This is a genomic window from Lacrimispora algidixylanolytica, assembly GCF_003609635.1.
Lineage (GTDB): Bacteria > Bacillota > Clostridia > Lachnospirales > Lachnospiraceae > Lacrimispora > Lacrimispora algidixylanolytica.
On the sequence record NZ_MCIA01000035.1, the window covers coordinates 77,452 to 98,980 of the forward strand.

A 21,529-nucleotide genomic window follows, 5' to 3' on the forward strand; every position below is an offset into this window, starting at 1 on the left:
ATTAAACGAAAATGATTTATAATTAAATTAGTTCTTTTTCGGGAGGTATCTAATGGAAGGCAGATATGAACTGGTTATCCCTAACGATGACCTTCCTTTCCGGCTGTTCATCTTTGAAGGTAGGGAGGGGAAATATAAAGTAACAAAGCATTGGCATCATTCGGTGGAAATCTTTTTGGTGCAGGAAGGGAAAATTGATTTCTATATCAATAACAGCCACCTATCTCTTGCCAGACAGGATTTTGTTCTGGTAAATTCCAATGAGGTTCATTCCATTGAATGTCCAGAACCAAATGTCACCATAGTACTCCAGATACCAGGAGATACGTTTAAAGAGTACTTGGGTGAAGATGGGTATCTGAATTTTGAAAAGAAGGACGATATTCAAAACCAACGACTAACAGAGCTGGTCACATCCATGTTTTCAATCTATGAAAAACAGGAATACGGCGGCAGTTTAAAGGTTAAAAGTCAGTTTTACGAGCTTCTCCATCTATTGGTGACGGAATTTAAGACAGAGACGATGGATAAAGAATTGATTCGCCAAAAGAGACAGCTTGATAAATTATCAGATGTCACCCAGTATATGAGGGACAATTATGATCAGGATTTAAAACTAGAAGAGGTTGCTGAGCGGTTTGGTTTCAGCTCTACCTATCTCTCTCGAATTTTCCAGAAATATGCGCAGGTCAATTATCGTACCTATCTGATTGATCTGCGTGTGAAATACGCAGTCAGAGAGCTGGTGGGATCGGATCATGAGATTGGTGAGATTGCAATGAATCATGGTTTCCCAGACAGCAGATCGTTTTCCAAGGCCTTTAAAAAAAGGTATGGTTGTCTTCCTAGTACTTATAGGAAGCATACGGTGATAAACAGGTGACGGGAATTGCAAATATTTAAATATAGGGTGTTAAAATCACAGAAAATATGATATAATGTACCATAACTTTGGGCGAAGGATGTGATTAAATGAATATCAGGGAATCCACGGAACAATGGGAAGAAGCATACTTAAGCCCTTATGCCTCCTTAAGTAAGAATTCAAGGGGCAGAGAGCGAATAGAAGATCCCTGCGATATCCGGACTGCATATCAAAGAGATAGAGACCGGATTATCCACTGTAAGGCATTTCGCAGATTAAAACATAAAACCCAGGTTTTTCTGGCGCCGGAAGGTGATCATTACCGCACAAGACTGACCCATACTCTGGAGGTGTCACAGATAGCCCGAACCATAGCAAAGTCACTTCGTATGAACGAGGATCTGACGGAAGCAATTGCGCTTGGACATGATTTGGGGCATACTCCTTTTGGACATTCAGGAGAAACTGTTCTTAACAAAATCTGTTCGGAAGGGTTTGAACATTATAAACAGAGTGTCAGGGTTGTGGAATTTTTAGAAAAAGATGGCAAGGGACTTAATCTCACTTGGGAAGTGAAGGATGGTATCTTAAATCATCGTACCAGCGGCAATCCAACCACTTTGGAAGGTGGTATTGTACGATTGTCTGATAAGATTGCCTATATTAATCATGATATCGATGATGCGATTCGAGCCAAGATGTTTGTGGAAGAAGATTTACCGGAATGTTTTACCGGAGTTCTTGGACACAGCGTAAGAGAAAGGCTTAATAATCTGATTCATGATATTATTGGTAACAGCTTTGAAAAGCAGAAGATTATCATGTCACCTCATATGGAAGAGGCGATGAAGGGCCTTCGTATTTGGATGTTTAACAATGTCTATAAAAACGAGATACCTAAGGCGGAAGAAGGAAAAGCCCAGCATCTTATCGTTATGCTGTTCCAGTACTATATGGATAACCCAGATAAACTACCGGAAGAATACCGGAATTTCATGGAAATACAGGGCGTGAGCAAAGAGCGGGCGGTTTGTGATTATATAGCCGGCATGAGTGACAGCTATTCTATCGTCAAATTTGAAGAGCTGTTTGTTCCGAAAGCATGGAAGGCCATTTAGAGAATTTATAGATAAGGGAAGGAGGATGATGGTTTCATGCGATATTCGGAGGATGCAATTGAAGAGGTCCGAATGAAGAATGACGTCGTTGATGTCATTTCTGGATATGTAAAACTACAGAAAAAAGGAAGTAATTACTTTGGACTGTGTCCTTTTCACAATGAAAAGTCCCCTTCTTTTTCCGTATCACCTGCGAAACAGATGTATTACTGCTTTGGTTGCGGTGCCGGTGGCAATGCCATAACGTTTGTTATGGAATATGAAAACTACTCCTTTTCCGAAGCGTTAAAGATTTTGGCTGATCGGGCGGGAGTCAAGCTTCCAGTTCAGGAATATAGTAAGGAAGCGAAGGCACAGGAAGATTTAAGGGCGGTACTTTTGGAGATCAATAAGCTGGCGGCCAGCTATTTTTATTATCAGCTAAAGAACCCTCAGGGGGAATTGGGTTATAAGTATCTAAGGGACAGGCAGCTAAGTGATGATACCATTGTCCGTTTTGGCCTTGGATATTCCAACAAGACAAGCGATGATTTATACCGTTATTTAAAGGGGAAAGGCTATGATGATGCGATTTTAAAGCAGACAGGCCTTGTAACCATAGAAGAGCGCGGTACTTATGATAAATTCTGGAACCGGGTCATGTTTCCTATCATGGATGTGAATAACCGGGTCATTGGATTCGGTGGACGAGTGATGGGGACTGGTGAGCCGAAATATCTAAACTCTCCAGAGACAAAACTTTTTGATAAGAGCCGAAATTTATACGGACTGAATTATGCCAGACTTTCTAGGGAAAAATACATATTAATCTGCGAAGGGTATATCGATGTGATTGCTCTACACCAGGCTGGATTTACCAATGCGGTAGCTTCCCTTGGAACGGCGTTTACGCTTCAACATGCTCAACTCTTAAAACGTTATACGGATAAAGTAATCCTCACCTACGACAATGACGGGGCAGGTATCAAGGCAGCGCTTCGGGCGATTCCGATTTTAAAAGAGGTCGGAATGTCTATACGTGTGCTTAATATGCAGCCTTACAAAGATCCTGATGATTTTATTAAGGATTTGGGAGCTGATGCATTCGAGGAGAGAATTAAGGAAGCAAGGAATAGTTTTCTGTTTGAAATTGATGTGTTAAAGAAGGATTATAAGATGGACGATCCGGAACAGAAGACAGCATTTTACAATCAGGTATCCAGGAAATTGCTTGAATTCCCAGAAGCGTTGGAGCGGGAGAATTATCTAGAAGCAGTTTCTAGGGAATTTTTTATAAATTATGAAGATTTAAAGCGTCTGGTCAATCGTCTTGGTGCAACTTTGGGGGCAGTTAGTCCAGCCTCCAAACGGGAAGAAGAAAAAGGGTTTAAAGACCAGAAGAAAAAGGATAAGGAAGATGGTGTGAAACAGTCACAGAGACTGCTTCTTACCTGGCTGATTGAGAATCCAATACTATTTGATAAGATTCATGGAGTTATTACTCCGGAAGATTTTATAGAAGAACTGTATCACAAAGTGGCACAGATGGTTTTTGATGGACACGCTGCCGGAACATTAAATCCGGCTGAGATTTTGAATCATTTCATTAATGATGATGATCAATACCGGGCAGTCGCAGGTCTTTTTCATGCGAGCTTAAAAGAATCCCCGAATAATGAAGAACAAAAAAAGGCGTTTTCGGAAACGATTATGAAAGTGAAAAAGAATAGTTTGGATAACGCCAGCCGTCATGCAGAAGGAATTGAAGAACTGCAAAGAATTATTAAGGAACAGGCTGCTTTAAAGGACTTGCATATTTCGCTGGATTAGGGTGTACACTATAGGCAGGCTGTGGAAGGATGGAAAAACATGGACGAAAATGTGAAGAAGACAGCAGATACGATGGTGGGATCAGGAAAGACAGAAGAAGAACAAATAGCAGAGAAAAAGGCCGAGGAAATATCGGCAGCATTTGAAGAGAAATTAAACCAGCTTCTTCTCTTGGCAAGAAAAAAACGAAATGTACTGGAAAACCAGGAGATTTTGGATTTTTTTGCTGACGATAAGCTGGATTCCGATAAGCTGGATCAGATCTTTGATTTTTTAGAGTCGAATAAGGTGGATGTACTTCAAATTGGGGCTGAGGATCTGGAACTGGATGAAGACCTTTTTGTGGAAGAAGATATTGAAGAAGAAGAGGATATCGACTTAGAGACCATCGACTTATCTGTTCCTGAAGGCATCAGTGTTGAAGATCCGGTTCGTATGTATTTAAAAGAAATCGGAAAAGTGCCACTTCTCTCCAGCGAAGACGAAATCGAGCTTGCCAAAAACATAGAACTTGGGGACGACAATGCGAAGCAAAGCCTAACCGAGGCCAATTTAAGACTGGTTGTCAGTATAGCGAAACGTTATGTTGGAAGAGGGATGCAGTTCCTTGACCTGATTCAAGAAGGTAATCTTGGACTAATTAAGGCGGTAGAGAAATTTGATTACCGCAAAGGTTATAAGTTTAGTACCTATGCTACCTGGTGGATAAGACAAGCCATTACAAGGGCGATTGCCGATCAGGCGCGTACCATAAGAATTCCGGTTCATATGGTGGAAACGATAAACCGGTTGGTTCGAGTTTCCAGACAGCTTCTTCAGGAACTTGGACGTGAACCTGTGCCCGAAGAAGTTGCAGCAAGAGCTGATATGCAGGTGGAGCGGGTGAGAGAGATTATGAAAGTATCTCAGGAGCCGGTTTCTTTAGAGACGCCTATTGGTGAGGAAGAGGACAGTCATTTAGGAGATTTTATTCAGGATGACCAGGTAGCAGTTCCTGCCGATGCAGCTACATTTACCATGCTTCATGAGCAGCTTATGGAGGTACTTGACACCTTGACAGAAAGGGAGCAAAAGGTATTAAAGCTTCGTTTCGGTCTTGATGACGGCCGTCCAAGAACCTTGGAAGAGGTAGGAAAAGAATTTAATGTGACTAGAGAGAGAATTAGACAGATAGAAGCCAAAGCACTTCGCAAACTGCGCCATCCCAGCAGAAGCAAAAAGCTTAAGGATTATCTTGACGATTAAGACATAAGATGGAGTTTTTGTATGAAATTATCAAATCGATTGAAGACCATTGCTTCTTTTGTACCAGAGGGAAGTAAAGTAGTAGATATTGGAACGGACCATGGATATATTCCGATTCATTTAGTACAAGAAGGAAAGGCAAAGCATGCCATTGCTATGGATGTGAGGACAGGCCCTCTTTTGAGGGCTAAGTCCCATATTGCCGAAGCTGGCCTTTCAGATGTCATTGAAGTCCGTTTAAGCGACGGACTTTTAAAGTTGAATAAAGATGAAGCAGACTGTGTTGTTATCGCCGGAATGGGCGGAGAGTTGATGATACATATTCTAGAGGAAGGCCGAGCGTTATGGGATAATATTCCGAGCTGGGTTCTATCTCCTCAATCTGAGCTTCATAAGATGCGCCGGTTCCTTATGGAACAGGCATTTTTCGTTGAGCAGGAGACTATGATAAAGGAAGATGGCAAATATTATGTGGTTATGAGAGCTGTAAGGACGCCAGGTGTAAGTGCAGATGTCGGACGGGAAATCTCATACCGTTATGGAAAGAGTCTCTTAGAATCAAAGGATCCTATATTGACAGAGTATTTAGAGTATGAAGAAGTTCAGTTAGAAGAAATTCTAAAGGGACTTTCTAAAGGAGAAACTGAATCCGCAGAAAAAAGAATGAGAGAGCTTAAAACAGAGCTTTCCTGGAATAAGGAGGCACAAGATGCGATGCGATGAACTGATACAGATACTGGAACGGCTTGCACCAGTTGGTTGTGCCTGTGACTGGGATAATGTAGGGCTTTTAGCAGGAAGAAGCGATAAGGAGATTAAAAAGGTATATTTGGCTCTCGATGCCACTGATGAAGTAGTAGAAGAAGCCGTCAAATGGGGGGTAGATATGCTCATCACCCATCATCCCCTTATATTTAAGCCACTAAAAAAAATCAATGATACGGATTTTATTGGAAGACGTATTCTTAAGCTTTTGCGCAATGATATATCTTACTATGCAATGCACACGAATTTTGATGCTGCACCCGGGTGTATGGCAGATACAGCCGCAGATAAGCTTGATCTTACCCAGGTAAAGGCCCTGCAGCCAGAAGGAGAGATAGAAGGAATTCCTTATGGCATTGGTAAAACCGGATATCTAAAAGAGAAAATGACAATACGGGAGTTAGCCGAGCTGGTAAAAGAGCGGTTTGATCTTCCGTTTCTTACCATATATGGAGAGGATGCTCCTGGAGCATCCGTGCAGTTTATAGGTATTAGTCCAGGATCAGGGGAAAGTTTAATTAAATACGCTCTTGATTCGGGAGTGGATGTATTAATTACTGGAGATATTGGCCATCATAGTGGCATTGATGCGGCAGCCAATCATCTGGCAGTCATTGATGCAGGACATTATGGTTTGGAATATCTTTTCCTTGATTTTATGGAGAATTATTTGAAGCAGGAAGTAGAAGAGATGCTGTCCATTCGAAAGGCAGACGTAGTATTTCCTCAGACACTGGTATAAGGAGGTATCATATGGCAATTGTAACAATCAATGGAGTGGCAAAAGAATATGCCAAAGGAACGACTTATCAGGAAGTTGCAAGAGAATTTCAGCCGCAGTACGAGAATGAAATTTTATTAGTCAGTATAAATGGTAAATTAAGAGAGCTTCATAAAACAGTTCAGTTTGACTGTAATTTGAACTTCTTTACAGGAATCGACCAGCCAGGAATTCAAACGTATCACAGAAGCGCAATTTTTCTTATGATGAAAGCGTTTTACGATATCGTAGGTGTTGAAAAGATAGATAAGGTTACTGTGAATTTTTCCCTTGGGAAAGGATATTATATAGAGCCTCACGGAGATATTGTTCTCACCCAGAGCTTGATTGATCGAGTGAAGATCAGAATGCAGGAATACGTTAGCCAGGAAATCCCTATCATGAAGCGGAGTGTTAATACAGACGATGCCATTGAACTGTTTCATAAGCACCGCATGTATGATAAAGAGCGTTTGTTTCGCTATCGCCGGGTTTCCAGAGTCAATATTTACAGCATAGGTGGATTTGAAGATTATTACTATGGATACATGGTTCAAAATACTGGCTATATAAAGTATTTTGATCTGGTGCTATTTGATGAAGGTTTTATGCTTATGCTACCTCAAAAGGATGATCCAAAAGAGGTTCCAACATTTGAACCGGAGAAAAAGAGAAAACTTTTCCAGGTATTAAAAGAAAGCGTTAAATGGGGCGAATGTCTTAATGTTTCTCATGTAGGTGCATTGAATGAAAAGATTGCTGAAGGAAAAATCAATGAAATGATTCTCATTCAGGAAGCTTTGCAGGAGAAAAAGATCGCTGAAATCGCAGCTAAAATCGGCGCAGATCGGAGTAAAAAGATCGTCATGATCGCCGGCCCGTCTTCCTCTGGAAAAACAAGTTTTTCTCATCGCTTGTCAATACAGTTAAAGGCACAAGGCATGATCCCCCACCCAATTGCAGCAGACAATTATTTTGTGAATCGAGTGAATAGTCCGAAAAATCCAGATGGAAGCTATAATTTTGAAGTACTTGAAAGTCTTGACGTGGAGCAATTTAACAAGGATATGTCGGCACTCCTTGCTGGAGAAACGGTGGAGATACCCAGATATCAGTTTAAAACAGGCGAGAGAGAGTACCGTGGGGATTACCTTAAGCTAGGAAAAGATGACATTCTGGTAATAGAAGGCATTCACTGCCTCAATGATAAACTATCCCATTCTTTGCCTTTGGATAGTAAATTTAGGATCTATGTCAGTGCACTGACTCAGCTTAATGTAGATGAACACAACAGAATCCCTACCACGGACTGTCGCCTGATTCGGCGCATGGTACGAGATGCAAGAACCAGAGGTGCTTCTGCTCATGATACGATCCGCATGTGGCCCACAGTAAGGCATGGGGAGGAATCTTATATATTCCCCTTCCAAGAATCTGCTGATATGATGTTTAACTCTGCAACGGTTTACGAGTTGGCAGTGCTTAAGCAGTTTGCAGAACCCTTACTATTTGGGATTCCAAGAGAATCTCCAGAGTATATGGAAGCCAAACGTCTTCTTAAATTCCTGGATTATTTTCTGGGAGTCAACAGTGAAGATATTCCCCACAATTCCATCATAAGGGAATTTATTGGTGGAAGTTGCTTCCGGGTTTAAGGTAATGCTTTACAAAGGTTATATTTTATGGTAGAATATTGTAGTTTTGAGTAAGACAAATGGTCGCAGCTGCTAAGCCGAAAGGCTGCAGGTGAGGAAAGTCCGGGCTTCATAGGGCAGGATGCCAGATAACGTCTGGCGGAGGCAACTCTAGGGACAGTGCAACAGAAATATACCGCCGCTTTATGCGGTAAGGGTGGAAGGGTGGTGTAAGAGACCACCGCTTTTCTGGTAACAGGAAGGGCATATGTAAACCCCATCCGAAGCAAGACCGAACAGGGAGCGCAAGGCGGCTCGTCTGCTCCCGGGTAGGTCGCTTGAGCCTGCTGGCGACAGTAGGCCTAGATAGATGACCATTCAACGACATAACCCGGCTTATCGTCTTACTCAAAGCTTTAAATAACAAATCTAAATATGATATGGCAAAAAAGTCTTAAATCCTTGATTTAGGGCTATTTTTTTATAATTTAAGGAGATTCCAATGATAATTCCGATCCAGTCTTTTATCTTGGTGATAACAATCAACGTTCCTACCGGTATTTGAATAATCGGATGAGTGATATGGGTGATTATCTGACATAGACCTTTATATATTAAACGTTTAATATTTTAATCTCTGCCTATTGACAATTGGAAGAAAATTTGAGTTAATTGTTACAAAAGGATCTGGAGGCAGACGATGGCAACAATTAAAGAACTGGCAAAATGCTGCGGTGTATCGGTCGCCACGGTATCAAATATATTGAACAAGAAACCTGGCGCAAGTGAAAAGACAAGAAAACTGGTTTTGGAGATGGCAGAAAAACTGAATTATACTCCAAACATAGTAGCAAAAAATTTAAAGATGCAGAAGACCAGAAGTATTGGGGTTATTGCCGAGGATATGACGATATTTAGCATTCCAGATATTATTGACGGTATTACAGACTATTGTCAGGAACAAGATTATCAGATACTGTTGACCAATCTAAGACTGTTTAAGAAATATAACGATACGTATTACAACCGTGAGCACTACTATGATCTGGTAGGGGTGGAAATCAAGAAGCTGATGGAGAAGCAGGTGGAAGGTATCATCTATGTGGCAGCACATGAGAGAATTATCCGTTGTATTCCGGATACCTTGCCCATACCTGCCATTATGGCTTATGGTTACTCCAAAAGTGAACGAGTTCCCTCGATTGTGGTTGATGATGTTCATGGAGCGGCTAGCGTACTTGATTATATGGTGGATCGTGGTCATAAAAAAATTGGAGTAATAACAGGAAAACCGGACAGTCTTCACGCTCAGGCAAGATTGGTTGGATATCAGCAGGTTTTGTTTAAGAATGAAATATTATATGATCCTGGACTGGTGATGGAGGGGGACTGGACCCGTTTGTCTGGCTATCGTTCCACCAGTCAGCTTTTGGAAAAGGGAGTGACAGCTATTTTCTGCATGAATGATTTAATGGCAGGAGGCGTTTACGATCGGTTAGATGAGCTTGGTCTTAAAGCTGGCATTGACTTATCCATAGCTGGGTTTGATGACCGGGAGTTATCTGGCTATTACAGGCCGTCTTTGACTACGGTAAGCCTTCCTCTTCACGATATAGGGCACAAGGCGAGCGAACTAATCATTGACCTCTTAAATGGAACAAAGAATGAACTTGGACCTGAAAATGTTTGTTATGTGGGTTGCAGCCTTCTGGTACGTAAATCAGTGAACGATATTACAAGGTAACAACTTAGTTAGAAAAAGATAGAACGTTTCGAGCAAAAGAAAGCGCTTGAAACGTTTTATTTTTTTGTTAAAACTTACGGTATGGTACGCTTATGAGCAGTCTGTGCCTAAAATAAGGAATATAACTACATAATTAGACAAAAACTATAGCAATAATGACATAGTTAAACGATTAAAAAAATGAATTATTTATGCAAAAATACTTTACAGAATATTTAGTATGTGATAGTATGCAAATATATCCAATAAAAGCGGAGTTCCATATACATGAAATGTAATAAAAAAATCAAAAAGCCAAATGAATAGCTAGTTTATATTAAACGTTTAACATGACATAAAATGAAGCAAAATCATGAATTTACAGGGGTGAATTTATAGGCAGTTCCTTGTCATAGCAGAGTTAACATAGAACCAGTTGTGAAGATGGTTTGGTGTGAGGAGCTTATTTCATAAGAATCATTCAGATAATATCATCTGATTTGATATAGCAGGATCACTTAAAGGAGGATTCATAATGAAAAAACGGGGTTTAGCAGCACTATTATGTGCGGTATTGGCAACATCTATGATTGCAGGTTGTAGTTCATCCGCGACAGAGGGAAAAGGTGGGTCATCTGCGGGGAAAAAAGCAATGGAGGTTGGTGGAGATAATGTAACCACAATAAATGTATGGACATTCATTGAACTTCATCAAGATTTCTATGTATCCATGGCGGAGAAATGGAATGAAGCTCATCCGGATAAAAAGGTGAAGCTGGTGCTGAGCAATATGCCATATGATGACATGCACAACAAGTTATCTCTTGCACTGGAATCGGGGGAAGGTGCTCCTGATGTTGTAGATATCGAGCTTGGCAAATTTCCGGCATTTATGGTAGGTAAGATAGGATTGATGGAACTAAATGATGTAATTGCGCCTTATAAGGACAATATCGTTAAATCTAGACTTGATATTTACTCCAAGGACGGGAAGGAATATGGGCTTCCAACTCACGTAGGAACTACCGTAGCATTTTACAATGAAAAGCTGTTAAATGATGCAGGAATTAATTATAAAGATATTAAGACCTGGGACCAGTTTAAAGAAGCAGGTGTAAAATATCATGATGCTACTGGTAAATACTTCTCTTGTGTAGAAACCTCAGCCCAGTGGATGGTAAATCTGATGCTGGCCCAAAAAGGTGGAGATTATATCGATAAAGATGGAAAGCTTAATCTGACAAGCAAAGAGATGGAAGAAGTCTTGACTTACATAAAAGGAATGCAGGAGACTGGTGCATTTGCAACCGTACCAGGGGGTCAGCCGGATAATGAAGAAGCATATCCTTCCTATAATTCAGGTGATTATGCGGTTCAGATTATGCCTTTCTGGCAGACATCAAGATTTGTAAATTACATGACTGATATTAAAAAGCAAGTAGCAATTGCTCCTGTACCTGTGTGGAGTGAAACCGATGGTGAGATTGCAACAATCGGCGGCGGCGGTACCGGCACAGCAATTATTAAAAGCGGAAAGAACGCTCAGCTTGCTGCGGAAGTAATGGCTTTTATCAAACTGTCTGAGGAGTCCAACAAAGAGGTTTGGAATGTATTAGGGTTTGACCCAGTTAATACCGCAGTATGGAACGATACATCCCTGACACAGAATCCAGATAACAAATTCATTCAGTATTTTACAAATTATCCTTTTGATACGCTGTTAAAAACAAAGGACAGCATCGGAATCCTGCAAGCTTATACAGATGAGAAATACCCATCTATTAACAATGAATTCTGCAATGTCACTTTAAATAGTATCTTTGAAGATGGCATGGATGTGAAGGAAGCACTTCTTCAGTCACAGCAGACCCTTAGCAATGAATTCAAAGAGAAGTGATAAAAAGGCTGGGTTGCAGGTGGTTATGTGCCTTCTGCAGCCTGTTGCTTTTGTTCATCAGAAATGGGGTATAATAAATGAAAAAATTATTTTATTCAAAAAAGATAGCTCCTTATGTGTTTATATGTCCCTTCGTTATAACCGTTCTCCTGTTTTGGCTGGTACCCATATGCAATGGAGTGCTCTTAAGCTTTCAAGATGTGCTGAAGGAACAATGGGTTGGATTCGACAATTATTCAAGACTTTTAACGGATGCCATATTTTTAAAGGCATTATGGAACAGCTTTAAATATATGGCAGGAACGCTTCTTCTTCTCATTCCTTTTCCAATGCTGTTTGCCTCCCTTCTCAACAGTAAATTAATGAGAAAGGCGGATTTTTTCAAATCCATCTATTTTATTCCAGCCTTGACCTCTGTAGTGGTGGCAGGCACTATATTCCGCCTTATGTACGGAGAAGCTTCTACTTCCTTATTTAACCAGATATTAGGGCTTTTTGGAATGAGCCCAATTAAATGGCTAAAAGGTGCCGGAACCAGTTTCTTTGCCCTTCTTCTTTTGGCGTGCTGGAGATGGACTGGAGTAAATATCTTGTATTTCCTTGCAGGGCTTCAAAGTATTCCCACGGAATTATATGAAGCAGCCTCCATTGACGGGGCTTCTAAATGGCAGCAATTTGTAAAGATTTCAATGCCCCTTGTGAAACCGACTACGGTTTATGTCCTTACGATCAGCATCTATGCAGGACTTTCCATGTTTCTTGAGAGCAATATGCTGTTTAAAGGAAATAATTCACCTAATAACATTGGGCTAACAATTGTTGGTTATCTCTACCGGCAGGGAGTCGAAAAAAGAGCCTTGGGCTACGCCTGTGCAGTGGGCTTCATTCTTTTGATTGTGGTTATGGCAGTAAATATCATACAATTAAAGATTACCGGAACCTTTAAAGAGGAGAGAGAATGATATGAACGAACAAGGCAAAGAAAAAGTATATGGTAACAGGGAAAGGAAACGTTATACTTCCGTAGTTCTTGTGGTCTTATTTTCCTTTCTTGCGCTATTGATAATCCTTCCCATCTGGGTAATGTTTGTGGCAAGCTTTAAACCGGGAAGCGATCTTTTGCAATATGGTCTTAATCTGGATATTAATATTTCCAGAATGAACTTTGATAATTACATTCTTTTGTTTACCGGTACCCATGAATATTGGAAATGGTTTTTTAACAGCATATGCCTTACTGTAATTACAGTCTTTAGTACTTTGATTATTAGTTCCTTTGTAGGTTACGGATTTGCCGTCTATGATTTTAAAGGGAAAAAGGCACTGTTTGTCCTGGTGCTGTTGATCTTATCCATTCCCCTTGAAGTAGTAATGCTTCCATTATATAAGCAGATGTCTGCCTGGAAGATGATGGATAGTTTTACCGCTATTATTCTTCCTTTTGTGGCACATGCTTCTACCATCTTTTTCTTTCGTCAATATCTGGTAAGTATTCCTCAGTCTCTTTTGGAAGCCGGGAGAATTGACGGAGCCACAGAATACGGAATCTTTTATAGGCTGATTCTTCCACTTATGAAGCCTGCATTTTCAGCTATGGCAATCTTAAATGGGATGAACGCTTGGAATAACTACTTGTGGCCATTGCTGGTTATTCGTTCTTCTGAAAAATATCCTCTTACATTAGGGCTGAATACACTGATTAATCCATATGGAGATAATTACAGCTTACTAATTGTTGGTTCTGTATTCTCCGTAATACCAATCTTTATACTGTTTGTGGCATTTCAGAAATATTTTATCGAAGGAATGATGGCAGGAGCCGTGAAAGGGTAGAGGTAACTTGAAATGAATAAAAACAACTACATAAAAACCCCGTATAATCAGCCATTTATTCTTAACAGAGCAGATCCATACATATACCGACATAAGGATGGCGCGTACTACTTTACTGCGTCAGTGCCTGAATATGACCGAATTATATTGCGACGATCCGATTCGCTTCTGGGTCTAAAACATGAAAAAGAGATAACGGTATGGGAAAAGCATGATAAGGGAGTCATGGGTGCTCATATCTGGGCACCTGAGCTTCATTACGCAAATGGATGTTGGTATCTTTACTTTGCAGCAGGGGCAGCAGAGGATATTTGGGCAATTCGCCCTTATGTACTGGAGTGCAAGGACGAAGATCCTATGACAGGGGTCTGGAAAGAGCTTGGGATGATGCAGCCCTTTGATGAATACACCTTTCGGGACTTTTCTCTTGATATGACTGTATTTGAGCACAAGGGCTCCTGGTACTGTGTTTGGGCTGAAAAGGTCAGCTCTGGGAAAAAGATCTCAAATCTCTATATTGCTGGACTGGAAACCCCTTGGAAACTATCCACAGAGCAGGTTACCTTATCTTCCCCTGATTATGATTGGGAGCGGATCGGGTTCTGGGTTAATGAAGGGCCTGGGGTGTTAAAGCATGAGGATAAGCTCTATCTCACATATTCTGCCAGTGCCACCGGAGAATGTTACTGTATGGGCATGCTTAGTATCGACGCAGATGGAGATGTACTTGATAAAAATGCGTGGAAAAAAGAACGGCTGCCAATTTTAAAAACCAATCAAGAAAAAGGAATTTTCGGTCCTGGGCATAACACCTTTGTTAAGGCTGATGACGGGATTAAGGATATCATGGTATATCATGCCAGACGCTATGATGAGATAGAGGGTGATCCGCTTTATGATCCCAATCGCCATACCTACTTAATGGAACTTGGCTGGGATCATGCAACACCCATATTTGATGCAGAAAATAATATAATAGCCAAGGATTGTTGATCAACTTTACCTATAAGAAAAGATTTTTGCCTGGAAGCTTGATGAAAAGAATGACTGACGGTATAATAGAAGCGTTACAAAAACCATAGATACATATTTATACAGAACGGAGGAAACTATGGCTGTCAGACAAATAACAGGCGGACGTTTGAATCAGTATGTCAAAGACTACGTAGTGTTTGATTTAGAGACGACAGGAATCAGTGTGAAAGAGGATTCCATTATAGAAATATCAGCAATTAAGGTGAAAGATCATAAACCTGTAGAAGAATTTACAACTCTTGTGAACCCAGGTACCCATATACCAGTAGGCGCGACCAATGTAAATGGAATAACAGATGAGATGGTAAAGGACGCTCCGGGGCTTTTGGAGGTACTTCCTGATTTTCTTTCTTTTATTGAGGGTGAGATTTTAGTAGGCCATAACATTCAATCCTTTGATTTGCAATTCATCTACCGGGCGGCAGAGTTACTAGAAAAGGATGTACCCAACGACTATGTGGATACTCTTTATATGGCTAGGGAATGTCTGACTATGTTAAAGCGTCATCGCCTTGTCGATATCTCAGATTATTTTCAGATTGATATTAAGGGAGCACATCGGGCACTAAATGATTGCATTATGAACCAGCAGTGTTACGAACAAATGGGAAAACTTTCAAAGGATAAGACAGTAGAGATCTGTCCCCAATGTGGTGGAGAACTGAGAAAACGCAGCGGAAAGTTTGGAGATTTTTATGGTTGCATGAATTATCCAAACTGCCGGTTTACAAGAAATGTCTAGTACATAATCAAATTTAGGATGGTGCTGCGGATGAAGTTTTCCATAGAAAGGGCTTACCTAAGTGAGTATCAGGCGTTGGCTGATGTGATCCAAACGGTGTGGAAGGGGATCGAGAGAAAAGATTGGTTCGTCGCGGACGAGCCAGAAAGTATCCGGTGCTTATTGGAGGAAGAAAAGGGAATTGCCTTCAAGGCAATTGAAAAAAACTCAGGGGCTTTGGCCGGAGTTTTAATTGTAGCCATGTATGGAAATGGAGAAGAGAACCTTGGCCATGATGTAGGTCTGCCAAAAGAAGACCTAGATACAGTGGCTCATGTGGAATCCGTAGCTGTTCTTCCTGAGTACCGGGGATTCAAATTACAGGATTCTTTGATGCAAGAAGTGGAAAAGGAGCTGGTTTTGAGAGGTTTTCGCTATCTAATGTGTACCATTCACCCGGAAAATATCTATAGCAAGGCCAATGCAGCCAGTCAGGGTTATAAGGTTGTTATGACAAAGGAAAAATATGGCGGTTATATAAGAGATATCTTAATGAAAAACCTGATTTAACTTTAATAATCGGTTAAAAGAGGCAAGTCCCCGGTAGCGACCCTGTTAAATCAGGTTGCTTCCGGGGGCTTTTCTTATTTCGTATATTTTTCTTCGCAGTACATACAGCGGTAGGTTTCCTTTGCTTCATCAACAAGGTGGAAAACATGAGGGAGTCCCTGTTCAATGGAGGTAATGCAACGTGGATTTTTACACGGAATTACGTTTGTGATTTTATGTGGAAGGCTTAAGGTTTTCTTTTCTACGATCTTATTATCCCTAATAATGTTGACTGTGATGTTATGATCAATATAACCTAGGATATCTAAATCAATGTGGTTTAATCCACCTTCGATTTTAATAATATCCTTTTTCCCCATCTTATTGCTTTTGGCATTCTTTATAATCGCAACCTGGCAATCCAGCTTTTCAAGGCCTAAGTGGTAATAAATCTCCAGACTTTTTCCTGCTTCAATATGATCCAAAACAATTCCTTCTTTTAATCCGCCGATATTTAACATGATTTTTCTACCTCCAGTAATGTCATGATTAGAGCCATGCGCACATAAACACCATACTGTGTTTGCTTAAAGTATGCAGCTCGGCTATCTTCGTCAATTTCTACAGAAATCTCATTGACTCTGGGAAGGGGGTGAAGAACGAACATATCTTCTTTTGCCAGTTTCATTTTCTTCTTGTCCAGGATATAACAGTCTTTCAAACGAATGTAGTCTTCTTCATTAAAAAAACGTTCCTTCTGGACTCTTGTCATGTAGAGAATGTCAAGATCTGGCATGGCGTCATCAAGGCTGTCCATTTCCACAAATTCAATGTTGTTGTTCTTAAGTACATCTTCTCGGATGTATTCGGGTACACGTAATTCTGGGGGGGAAATTAAGATAAATTTGATGTTTTCATATCGAACCAGAGCGTTGATGAGAGAGTGGACGGTTCGTCCAAATTTTAAGTCACCGCACAAACCAATAGTCAAATCGTGTAAGCGACCTTTTAAAGAGCGAATGGAGAGTAAGTCGGTAAGAGTCTGAGTCGGGTGCTGATGCCCACCATCTCCTGCATTAATCACTGGAATCGCGGAATGATTGGCGGCTACTAAAGGTGCACCTTCCTTTGGATGTCTCATGGCACAGATGTCAGCATAGCAGGAAATCACTCGAATGGTATCGGAAACACTTTCGCCTTTTGCGGCGGAACTGGAATCAGCAGAAGAAAAGCCCAGTACACCGCCCCCAAGATTAAGCATAGCTGCTTCAAAACTTAATCGGGTTCTTGTACTTGGCTCATAGAATAATGTCGCTAATTTTTTTCCATCGCATACGTGGGAATATTTTGAAAGATTATCTTCAATGTCTTTTGCCAGATCTAAAAGTTGTCCGGTTTCTTCCACACTAAAATCTAACGGGTTAAGTAAATGTCTCATAAGAATCTCCTTTATCCACTGAGTTATGGTTTCAAATTCTATCCTATTATATAGTATTAATTGGAATATTTCCACACTTTTTTTAGATTTATGATATAATTTTTTTGATGGGTTTTTTGTACAATTTTCCAGCCTCCGTGTAAGGAATATGTAAGGAAGATTAAGAAAATACAGTAAGACCAGAAATGGTTACTTGTTGTATAATGTGTATGCAAAAGAAAGTCAGGAGGTAACTGTATTGGTCGATAATAAGACACCTATGATTGAAGTTAAGAATTTATACAAGGTGTATAAGGTGGGAGATACTAAGGTATATGCTCTAAACGGTGTCGACTTTACTATATATAAAGGGGAATTTTGCGCAATCGTTGGACCTTCCGGTTCCGGAAAATCCACTCTTCTCAATATGATGGCAGGACTTGAAAAGCCATCAGTAGGGGAGATCGTGATAGGTGGTCATCACATCGAAAAGCTCTCAGAAAATCAACTGGTTGGATTTCGAAGAAAGCACGTTGGTTTCATCTTTCAATCTTATAATCTCATTAAAACTATGAATGCTACAGAGAATGTTGCTCTACCCCTGTCTTTTCGTGGAGTATCAAAAAAGCTTAGGAATGAAAAGGCTAAGGAATACATAAAACTGGTGGGACTTGAAAAGCAGATGAAGCATATGGCAAATGAGATGTCTGGAGGGCAGCAGCAGCGTGTGGGCATTGCCAGAGCATTGGCTGCGGATCCTAAAATTATTTTTGCTGATGAACCTACGGGAAACTTGGATTCCAAGACCACAAAGGAGATTCTGAGTCTGATGAGAAAAATCGTAAGGGAACAGAATCAAACACTTATTATGGTTACTCATGATAATTATCTAGCTAAATTTGCAGACAGACAATTCCACATCGTAGATGGAAAAATATTTAAAATAGAGGAGCAGCATCATGAAGATACTGAGGAGGATAATGGGAATGAAGAAGGTTAGAAAGGGGGCTGTATGGCTACTTGTAGTTCTTATCATGGCATCATCAGTTCCAGGTGCAGTGTTTGCACAGTATGATGTCAGCCAGAATACATATATTGATGCCAAAACCACTCCTTCGGGGAAAACGGGTGAAAGAGCTACATTAAATTTGATTTTCACCAATAAATCCAGTCAGGATTTAAAAGGCGTAACGATAATGTTTGATCAAGGAGTGGCAAAAGATGAATATGAGGCTACTTCCGATGCAGCAGATGAAACGACTACTGTTAGTACTGGATCCATGTTTCCGTTTGAGATTACTTCAAGTACCTTTGATGGTAAGCTTTTGGGGATAATAAAACAGGGGGATTCCAAAAGTTTTTCCCTATCCGGAAGAGTAAGACGAGATCTTGCTGAAGGATACTATACGGTTCCACTTTTGGTTAAAGCTTCAGGCAGTGAGTTCAGACGTGAAAGAGTAAATATCTGGATTACAAAATCTTCTGGCACCACAGCATCTGGCAGTACTCAGGGAACCATACAGTTTGAACTTGGAGAAGATCAAAGCACTCCTTTTGGCGTGTACCCTGATGTAATGAATTACAATATGAATCTGCGCAATTCTTCTGATATTACAGCCTTTGATGTAAACATAAGAATGAAAGTAGATCAGGATATCACTAAATTTCCTTTTGATATTAATGACGGGAACTATACAAAGCACTACGACCGGATTGGTGGGGGGCAGAAAATAGAAATTCCTTATAGTATGAGCATTCGTAAAGAAGTTTACAGCGGCTATTACCCTATTTCCTTTGTCATTGAGTATCGTGATAGTACGGAAGGGGATATCCAGAAGGCTGAGGGAATCTTTTTCGTCAAGGTGCAAAACAAGGAAAAGGAAAGTGAAACAAAAGAATTTAATGCCAATGACCGTTCAAAGGCAAGACTGATTGTAGATGGATTTGAAACCAATCCTGCAACTGTGTATGCGGGTGATGAGTTTGAGCTTACACTTCATATGAAAAATGCATCAGAGAATGTGACTGCTAGTAATATCCTTTTTAGCCTGGAATCAGAGAAGGTGACAGAGAGTGCAGTCTTTACAACGGATGAAAGTTCATCTTCCGTTGTTGTCAACTCCCTTGGAGCCGGTCAGGTTACGGATGTGAAGGTGAAAATGCGGGCTGGTGCCTGGGTAGACCAAAGAACATATGCTCTCACCGTTGTTGAAAAGTTTGATAGCCCGGAATTTAAAAATGCAGAGGAAAAGGTAATCGTAAATATTCCTGTTAGACAGGTACCTCGTATAAATACTGGAACCATAGAGGTTTCTCCTGATTCTGTCAATGTAGGATCAGAGACCAATGTTATGTTCCCGATTAATAATACAGGTAAAGTTCTTTTATATAATGTAATGGTTAATTTTGTGGGCGATTCCATCCAGCCAGCAAGTAGTTATGTCGGCAATATAAAGCCAGGAGAAGCTGGGAATGTGGATGCCATGATCTCAGCCATCGCACCAACTGCTGACGATGGAAAAATAAAGGTTTTAATTACTTATGAAGATGAGAATGGGACTGTCAGCGAGCCAGTGGAGAAAGAAATTACTCTTATGGTTTCAGAAGCTGAGGAGAGTGATTTTGGAGGAGAAGATCCAAATGCTTTACCAACGGATACAGACCCTCAAGGGTTTGCAAAGTACCGAAATGTGATCATTGCTTCGGTGATTGTAGTCCTGGCCGTAGGGACTATTGGCGGAGTGATTGTATGGAAAAGAATTAAAAAGAAAAAAGAAACTGCAGAAGAGGAAATAAATCATGAGATTTAGTGATTTGCTTTCCATGAGTGTGAATAATTTAAGACGCAGAAAGTTAAGGACATTTTTGACAGTTTTAGGAGTTTGGATCGGGACGGCTTCTATTGTGGTTATGGTGTCTTTGGGGATCGGTTTTAATGAGCTGACCATGGAACAAATTGCTTCTTACGGCAGCCTTACAGAAATAACCATATATTCCGGTGAGGGCATGAATCAAAACGACAAGGATCCGAAGTATATGACGGATGATGTGATCAAGCAATTCGAACAAATTGATCATGTCTCAGCAGTCTCTCCACTTCTGGAAGCAAGTGTGCTGATGAAACAGGGGGCTTACGAGTCCCAAGCAAATCTTACAGGGGTCACTCAGGAATACATGAAAAACATTACTTTAAAGGAAGGAAAGCTTCCCGATCCTGGGGAAAAAAAGCTCCAGATGGTGGTTGGAAATATGGTAATCAGAAACTTTTCCAATCCGAAAAGCCATACCGATTATTTCAGTGACCCTACCAAGCTTCCGGATGTTGATTTTATGAACCGTCCTATGTTTGTAATCTTTGATACAGATGCTTATTATCAATCTCAAAGTGGAACCACTCCAGATGGAAAGACCCCTGTGAAGCCTCCAAAGAAGTATCTTCTAACCACCAGTGGGCTAGTGAAGGGGTCTGTGGAAGAGTACAACAGTTATAGCTATAATATTTATGTGGACATCGATGCCTTGAAGGTTCAGTTAAAACAGATTTTTAAGAAAAAACCAATTCCAAACCAACCTACCACGAAAAAGGGAAAACCTTACAACTACTTCATCTATAATCAGGCAGTTGTACAGGTGGACGATATGAAGAATGTGTCTTCCGTACAAAAGGCCATTACAGACCTTGGATTTCAGGCGAACAGCAATATGGAGTGGCTGGAGCAGTCCCAAAAACAGGCAAAGATGGTTCAGGCGCTTTTAGGCGGAATCGGTGCAGTCTCTTTGTTTGTCGCTGCGATTGGTATTGCAAACACTATGATGATGTCCATTTACGAAAGAACCAAGGAAATTGGAATTCTTAAAGTGTTAGGTTGTGATATGAAGGTGATCAGAAACATGTTTCTAATAGAGTCTGGATTTATCGGCTTTTTTGGAGGGGTGGCTGGCATTACATTCAGTTACGGAATTTCCGTATTAATTAATAAGTTTTTGGCAAGTCGGTTCATGCCAGATATGCCAGGCGATTTATCAAGAATTCCTTTATGGCTATCGATGACAGCCATCGGCTTTGCGATTTTTGTGGGAATGGCAGCAGGATTTTTCCCTGCATTAAGGGCCATGAAGCTCAGCCCTCTGGCAGCAATAAGGAATGAATAATGGACC

19 protein-coding genes and 1 other RNA gene are annotated in these 21,529 nt (G+C 40.6%); 18 read left to right on the plus strand and 2 right to left on the minus strand.

All coding sequences use genetic code 11. The features are described 5' to 3' along the window. Positions 1-52 precede the first annotated feature (52 nt). From BET01_RS20700 to BET01_RS20770, 15 genes are all read left to right on the plus strand, one after another. Positions 53-883: an AraC family transcriptional regulator gene (locus tag BET01_RS20700; RefSeq protein WP_120198779.1), complete on the plus strand. Its 831-nt coding sequence runs from the start codon at positions 53-55 to the stop codon at positions 881-883. A gap of 89 nt (positions 884-972) precedes the next feature. Next, positions 973-1,983 carry a deoxyguanosinetriphosphate triphosphohydrolase gene (locus BET01_RS20705; RefSeq protein ID WP_120198780.1) on the plus strand — a complete coding sequence of 337 codons (1,011 nt, stop codon included), beginning with the start codon at positions 973-975 and terminating at the stop codon, positions 1,981-1,983. Positions 1,984-2,019: 36 nt separating this feature from the next. After that, positions 2,020-3,792, plus strand: a complete 1,773-nt coding sequence (dnaG, locus tag BET01_RS20710; protein WP_120198781.1) for a DNA primase — start codon at positions 2,020-2,022, stop codon at positions 3,790-3,792. 39 nt (positions 3,793-3,831) lie between these two features. Further along, a complete protein-coding gene (gene rpoD / locus BET01_RS20715) occupies positions 3,832-5,037 on the plus strand; it encodes an RNA polymerase sigma factor RpoD (RefSeq protein ID WP_330513328.1) in 1,206 nt (401 codons plus the stop codon). 21 nt (positions 5,038-5,058) lie between these two features. Continuing rightward, positions 5,059-5,760 carry a tRNA (adenine(22)-N(1))-methyltransferase gene (locus BET01_RS20720; RefSeq protein WP_120198782.1) on the plus strand — a complete coding sequence of 234 codons (702 nt, stop codon included), beginning with the start codon at positions 5,059-5,061 and terminating at the stop codon, positions 5,758-5,760. Then, positions 5,747-6,544, plus strand: a complete 798-nt coding sequence (locus BET01_RS20725; RefSeq protein ID WP_120198783.1) for a Nif3-like dinuclear metal center hexameric protein — start codon at positions 5,747-5,749, stop codon at positions 6,542-6,544. Before BET01_RS20720 ends, BET01_RS20725 begins: the two co-directional genes overlap by 14 nt. Before the next feature lie 11 nt (positions 6,545-6,555). Further along, positions 6,556-8,217, plus strand: coding sequence for a nucleoside kinase (locus tag BET01_RS20730; protein ID WP_120198784.1), 1,662 nt, complete (start codon positions 6,556-6,558; stop codon positions 8,215-8,217). Between the two features lie 47 nt (positions 8,218-8,264). Beyond that, positions 8,265-8,611: RNase P RNA component class A (gene rnpB, locus BET01_RS20735), an RNA gene on the plus strand. Between the two features lie 285 nt (positions 8,612-8,896). Then, positions 8,897-9,940 carry a LacI family DNA-binding transcriptional regulator gene (locus tag BET01_RS20740; RefSeq protein WP_120198785.1) on the plus strand — a complete coding sequence of 348 codons (1,044 nt, stop codon included), beginning with the start codon at positions 8,897-8,899 and terminating at the stop codon, positions 9,938-9,940. Positions 9,941-10,454: 514 nt separating this feature from the next. Then, on the plus strand, positions 10,455-11,816 hold the full coding sequence (locus BET01_RS20745) for an ABC transporter substrate-binding protein (RefSeq protein ID WP_120198786.1): 1,362 nt from the start codon (positions 10,455-10,457) through the stop codon (positions 11,814-11,816). 77 nt (positions 11,817-11,893) lie between these two features. Next, entirely contained in the window at positions 11,894-12,778 is an 885-nt protein-coding gene (locus BET01_RS20750; protein ID WP_120198787.1) for a carbohydrate ABC transporter permease, read from the plus strand. Between the two features lies 1 nt (position 12,779). Continuing rightward, the gene (locus tag BET01_RS20755; RefSeq protein WP_120198788.1) at positions 12,780-13,649 is read left to right on the plus strand and encodes a carbohydrate ABC transporter permease; all 870 of its coding nucleotides are present in this window, start codon (positions 12,780-12,782) and stop codon (positions 13,647-13,649) included. 12 nt (positions 13,650-13,661) lie between these two features. Next, complete coding sequence (locus tag BET01_RS20760; protein ID WP_120198789.1) at positions 13,662-14,642, plus strand: family 43 glycosylhydrolase; 981 nt, start codon at positions 13,662-13,664, stop codon at positions 14,640-14,642. Between the two features lie 118 nt (positions 14,643-14,760). Further along, on the plus strand, positions 14,761-15,426 hold the full coding sequence (locus tag BET01_RS20765) for an exonuclease domain-containing protein (protein ID WP_120198790.1): 666 nt from the start codon (positions 14,761-14,763) through the stop codon (positions 15,424-15,426). A gap of 30 nt (positions 15,427-15,456) precedes the next feature. Then, complete coding sequence (locus BET01_RS20770) at positions 15,457-15,975, plus strand: GNAT family N-acetyltransferase (RefSeq protein ID WP_120198791.1); 519 nt, start codon at positions 15,457-15,459, stop codon at positions 15,973-15,975. A 74-nt stretch (positions 15,976-16,049) separates the two neighbouring features. On the opposite strand, the gene BET01_RS20775 is transcribed toward BET01_RS20770, so the two are convergent. Both BET01_RS20775 and pyrB read right to left on the minus strand, forming a co-directional pair. Then, on the minus strand, positions 16,050-16,475 hold the full coding sequence (locus BET01_RS20775; protein WP_120198792.1) for an aspartate carbamoyltransferase regulatory subunit: 426 nt from the start codon (positions 16,473-16,475) through the stop codon (positions 16,050-16,052). After that, the gene (pyrB, locus tag BET01_RS20780) at positions 16,469-17,392 is read right to left on the minus strand and encodes an aspartate carbamoyltransferase (RefSeq protein ID WP_120198793.1); all 924 of its coding nucleotides are present in this window, start codon (positions 17,390-17,392) and stop codon (positions 16,469-16,471) included. Before pyrB ends, BET01_RS20775 begins: the two co-directional genes overlap by 7 nt. Positions 17,393-17,651: 259 nt before the next feature. Between pyrB and BET01_RS20785 the strand changes: the two genes are divergently transcribed. The 3 genes from BET01_RS20785 to BET01_RS20795 are packed head-to-tail and all read left to right on the plus strand — an operon-like array spanning position 17,652 to position 21,523. Further along, a complete protein-coding gene (locus BET01_RS20785) occupies positions 17,652-18,371 on the plus strand; it encodes an ABC transporter ATP-binding protein (protein WP_120198909.1) in 720 nt (239 codons plus the stop codon). Continuing rightward, positions 18,358-20,181: a COG1361 S-layer family protein gene (locus BET01_RS20790; protein ID WP_120198794.1), complete on the plus strand. Its 1,824-nt coding sequence runs from the start codon at positions 18,358-18,360 to the stop codon at positions 20,179-20,181. The genes BET01_RS20785 and BET01_RS20790 overlap by 14 nt, the downstream gene beginning before the upstream one ends. Continuing rightward, positions 20,171-21,523 (plus strand): ABC transporter permease, encoded by a 1,353-nt coding sequence (locus tag BET01_RS20795; protein ID WP_120198795.1) that lies wholly within the window; start codon positions 20,171-20,173, stop codon positions 21,521-21,523. The genes BET01_RS20790 and BET01_RS20795 overlap by 11 nt, the downstream gene beginning before the upstream one ends. The last annotated feature ends 6 nt before the right edge of the window (positions 21,524-21,529 follow it).

Bases quoted from the DNA above. Each gene is read 5' to 3' on its own strand.
- BET01_RS20795 (WP_120198795.1), top strand. From the start codon at position 20,171: ATGAGATTTAGTGATTTGCTTTCCATGAGTGTGAATAATTTAAGACGC.
- BET01_RS20745 (WP_120198786.1), top strand. From the start codon at position 10,455: ATGAAAAAACGGGGTTTAGCAGCACTATTATGTGCGGTATTGGCAACA.
- rpoD (WP_330513328.1), top strand. From the start codon at position 3,832: ATGGACGAAAATGTGAAGAAGACAGCAGATACGATGGTGGGATCAGGA.
- BET01_RS20775 (WP_120198792.1), bottom strand. From the start codon at position 16,475: ATGTTAAATATCGGCGGATTAAAAGAAGGAATTGTTTTGGATCATATT.
- BET01_RS20730 (WP_120198784.1), top strand. From the start codon at position 6,556: ATGGCAATTGTAACAATCAATGGAGTGGCAAAAGAATATGCCAAAGGA.
- BET01_RS20700 (WP_120198779.1), top strand. From the start codon at position 53: ATGGAAGGCAGATATGAACTGGTTATCCCTAACGATGACCTTCCTTTC.
- BET01_RS20770 (WP_120198791.1), top strand. From the start codon at position 15,457: ATGAAGTTTTCCATAGAAAGGGCTTACCTAAGTGAGTATCAGGCGTTG.
- BET01_RS20725 (WP_120198783.1), top strand. From the start codon at position 5,747: ATGCGATGCGATGAACTGATACAGATACTGGAACGGCTTGCACCAGTT.
- BET01_RS20750 (WP_120198787.1), top strand. From the start codon at position 11,894: ATGAAAAAATTATTTTATTCAAAAAAGATAGCTCCTTATGTGTTTATA.
- BET01_RS20705 (WP_120198780.1), top strand. From the start codon at position 973: ATGAATATCAGGGAATCCACGGAACAATGGGAAGAAGCATACTTAAGC.
- BET01_RS20740 (WP_120198785.1), top strand. From the start codon at position 8,897: ATGGCAACAATTAAAGAACTGGCAAAATGCTGCGGTGTATCGGTCGCC.
- pyrB (WP_120198793.1), bottom strand. From the start codon at position 17,392: ATGAGACATTTACTTAACCCGTTAGATTTTAGTGTGGAAGAAACCGGA.
- BET01_RS20765 (WP_120198790.1), top strand. From the start codon at position 14,761: ATGGCTGTCAGACAAATAACAGGCGGACGTTTGAATCAGTATGTCAAA.
- BET01_RS20760 (WP_120198789.1), top strand. From the start codon at position 13,662: ATGAATAAAAACAACTACATAAAAACCCCGTATAATCAGCCATTTATT.
- BET01_RS20720 (WP_120198782.1), top strand. From the start codon at position 5,059: ATGAAATTATCAAATCGATTGAAGACCATTGCTTCTTTTGTACCAGAG.
- BET01_RS20790 (WP_120198794.1), top strand. From the start codon at position 18,358: ATGAAGAAGGTTAGAAAGGGGGCTGTATGGCTACTTGTAGTTCTTATC.
- BET01_RS20755 (WP_120198788.1), top strand. From the start codon at position 12,780: ATGAACGAACAAGGCAAAGAAAAAGTATATGGTAACAGGGAAAGGAAA.
- BET01_RS20785 (WP_120198909.1), top strand. From the start codon at position 17,652: ATGATTGAAGTTAAGAATTTATACAAGGTGTATAAGGTGGGAGATACT.
- dnaG (WP_120198781.1), top strand. From the start codon at position 2,020: ATGCGATATTCGGAGGATGCAATTGAAGAGGTCCGAATGAAGAATGAC.